The organism is Bradyrhizobium sp. SHOUNA76 (assembly GCF_023006445.1).
Classification (GTDB): domain Bacteria; phylum Pseudomonadota; class Alphaproteobacteria; order Rhizobiales; family Xanthobacteraceae; genus Bradyrhizobium.
Genome location: NZ_JALBHA010000709.1, coordinates 1 through 2,499 on the forward strand (window position 1 = coordinate 1; position 2,499 = coordinate 2,499).

The 2,499-nt window shown below is 62.9% G+C and carries 3 protein-coding genes and 1 pseudogene; 1 reads left to right on the top strand and 3 read right to left on the bottom strand.

The genetic code is table 11. The features are described from left to right. Together MOV74_RS35980 and MOV74_RS35985 are read right to left on the bottom strand one after the other, a co-directional pair. Window positions 1-249 (bottom strand): annotated as a pseudogene (locus MOV74_RS35980) (tripartite tricarboxylate transporter substrate binding protein); the annotation flags it as partial. Window positions 250-388: 139 nt separating this feature from the next. Next, window positions 389-961, bottom strand: coding sequence for a hypothetical protein (locus MOV74_RS35985; RefSeq protein WP_246931998.1), 573 nt, complete (start codon window positions 959-961; stop codon window positions 389-391). Between the two features lie 530 nt (window positions 962-1,491). Here MOV74_RS35985 and MOV74_RS35990 point away from each other — a divergent pair. Beyond that, window positions 1,492-1,749 carry a hypothetical protein gene (locus tag MOV74_RS35990; RefSeq protein WP_246932002.1) on the top strand — a complete coding sequence of 86 codons (258 nt, stop codon included), beginning with the start codon at window positions 1,492-1,494 and terminating at the stop codon, window positions 1,747-1,749. Between the two features lie 59 nt (window positions 1,750-1,808). On the opposite strand, the gene MOV74_RS35995 is transcribed toward MOV74_RS35990, so the two are convergent. Then, window positions 1,809-2,499 (bottom strand): substrate binding domain-containing protein (locus tag MOV74_RS35995; RefSeq protein ID WP_246932000.1); only part of this gene is annotated, 691 nt, incomplete at its 5' end.

Consider the following 2,499-nt stretch of genomic DNA (forward strand, 5'->3'; position numbering starts at 1 on the left):
CGCGGCATTGCCGACCGAGCCGCCGCCGCCTCCGGCCCTGTTATCGACGATCACGGGCTTGCCGAGAATCCGCTCCAGCGCCATGGCGACGGGCCGTGCCGCGAGATCGGCCTGGCCTCCGGCCGGAAACGGCACGATCAGGGTGATGTTGCGCGAGGGGTAGAGAGCTTGGGCAAAGCTTGATTGAGAGCAAGCTGCCTGTGCGAGCGGCAGCACGGCAGCGGCCTTCAGGAGTTCGCGGCGGTTCATTGGTTGGTACCTCCCCGATTGTTTTCGTTGTTGGGAGGCAGCCTAACCGGAATGGATTGTGTTGCGATAGCCGTGCGCTTGCACCCTCCCCGGCGGGGGCCTGGAGGGGGGTGTCGACCGGTTGGCCGGATCTCCTCAACTACTGCGACTGCAACAAGGTAGGCAGGCTCTTGTCGAGGACGTTGCCGAGCAGTTGCCGCGTCGACGCGCGCATCACTGGATTGTTGGCGGCTTCCGGCGGTTCTGGCCACTGCGCCCAATCGATACGCAGCGTCGGGGGCCCGGTCATAAAGTTGCTTCCGCTGATCGAGCCTTCGCCGCTCTTCAGAATATCGAAGCTTTGCCCGTCATGAACGTAGATCCGTATTACCGCGTAGATGTCGGCCATGTTGTACAACGGGCTGCCCTTCATGACACCGATGCCGAAGAATCCACCCTGGCGTATTCCCTTGATCACGACGACATAGCGTTTGCATCCGGCCTGACCGGCAACTTGTCGGACGATGGCGCCGGCCTTGTCGCTGCGAGCGAACATGCCAAGCCCGGGATCGTAGGAACTGAATGCGGATTTATCGGCGGCGATCCTGCGGACGACAAAACCGGAGCCGACCGCGGCCCTCACACGCTCGACAACGAGGTCATCGAGCCCGAAACCGTCGACCGGAACCTCCTTGTTCTCGTTGCCGAACACGGTCGCGCCGATCTTCTTCACGATGAAGCGATCGCCCAGCAGCGATATCACGCCGACGCACGGTCCTGCAGCTTGCGGCGTGGACCGCGAAGCAGGTGCCGGCTTGGAAGGCGCGTTCTTTGCCGACTTGGCAACCGTCGCCGGCTGGGTGGTTTGCGCCTGCGCGGGACCGGCCAGGCACAGTGCGAACAGGACGAGGCAAACAAGACGAAGCATCATGTAGCGGTCGATCGGGTTGTTGAGAAACACGAAGCAGGAAACAAAACGCGGCGCGGATATAGACAACAAAGTTTATGACCGCAACGCGACGGCGCCTTGCGTTTCTTCGCCTTGGCACTGCTTGGTTAAAGACTCCGTCAGCGGCAATGCCGCAGCCGCGCGCAAGCGACCGCGTCGATCCATGATGATGCCCTCCCCTGATTTTTCTTGTTTCGCTGCCAGCCTAACGCGCCAGCCGGCAAGAACAAGACGTTTACGAAGCGTTAGCCATGTCCGGCTCCGCCAGGAACGCATGTCCGGACCCGCTGTTGCCCTCTCAGGGAGAGTGGATGATGCGAAATCTGGCGACCATCGACGTTGCGCTGGACGAGATGCTGGTGAATCTCGCAGCGATCGTGTTGCGGCTTTCAAAGCCCGAATTGACGCGGACGCCGGAAGCGCGCCGCGCATTGGCGCAATCGGTCCATCAATATGCAGTCTGTGCGAAGCGTTCGAACGACCCGCGCGTTCACGAATTGAAGTCGCAGCTGGAGGAAACGCTGAAGCCACGCCTGCGCATCGTCGCGATCGACGGTGTGAAGGTGGCTTAGTCAAAGATGGTGGGCACGCTTCGCTTTGCCCACCCTACGAAAGCTGAAGTTGCTCGCGCCTACGACGCTTTGCTTTTCCCGCGCGATCGCCGCTTGCACGTGCCCGGCAGCTTGGCCGCGAGGAAATCGCCAAGTGCTTCGACGCGGGCGGGGCGCGGGCCGCCGGGCGGCGTCACCAGATGCACGGCGCCTTCGGCCTGCCTCCAGTCCTTCAGGATGACTTCGACCTCGCCGGACGAAATCGCTTCACCCACAATGAACTCGGGCAATTCGGCGATGCCGAGCCCCGCAATCAGAGCCGGCATCAACGCCTCGCCGTTGTTGACGCGGAGCTGTCCGCCCGGGCGCACGCTGGCCTGCTCGCCGGCCGAGTTGGTGTAGTGCCAGACGTTGGGCGTGGAGAGATAGGCGTAGCTGAAGCATTTGTGCTCGGCCAAATGCATCGGATGCGTCGGCCGGCCGTGTTGCTTCAGGTAGGACGGCGCGGCCACGGTGTAGCGCGGCATGGTGAAGAGCTGCCGGGCGATCAGTGAGGAATCCGGCAGGCGCGCGATCCGCACCGCCATGTCGAAACCTTCGCCGATCAGATCGACGGTCGCATCGCTCAAATGCAGATCGACCGAGACTTCCGGATAGGCCTCGAAAAACTCCGGCAGCAGCGGCGCCACCGCCTTGATCCCGAACGTCATGGGCACGGCAAGCCGCACCAGGCCGCGCGGCGCCACCGACTGCGCCAGCGCCTCGTTCTCC

Coding starts and splice junctions, on each gene's coding strand:
- MOV74_RS35990 (WP_246932002.1), top strand. CDS start 1,492: ATGCGAAATCTGGCGACCATCGACGTTGCGCTGGACGAGATGCTGGTG.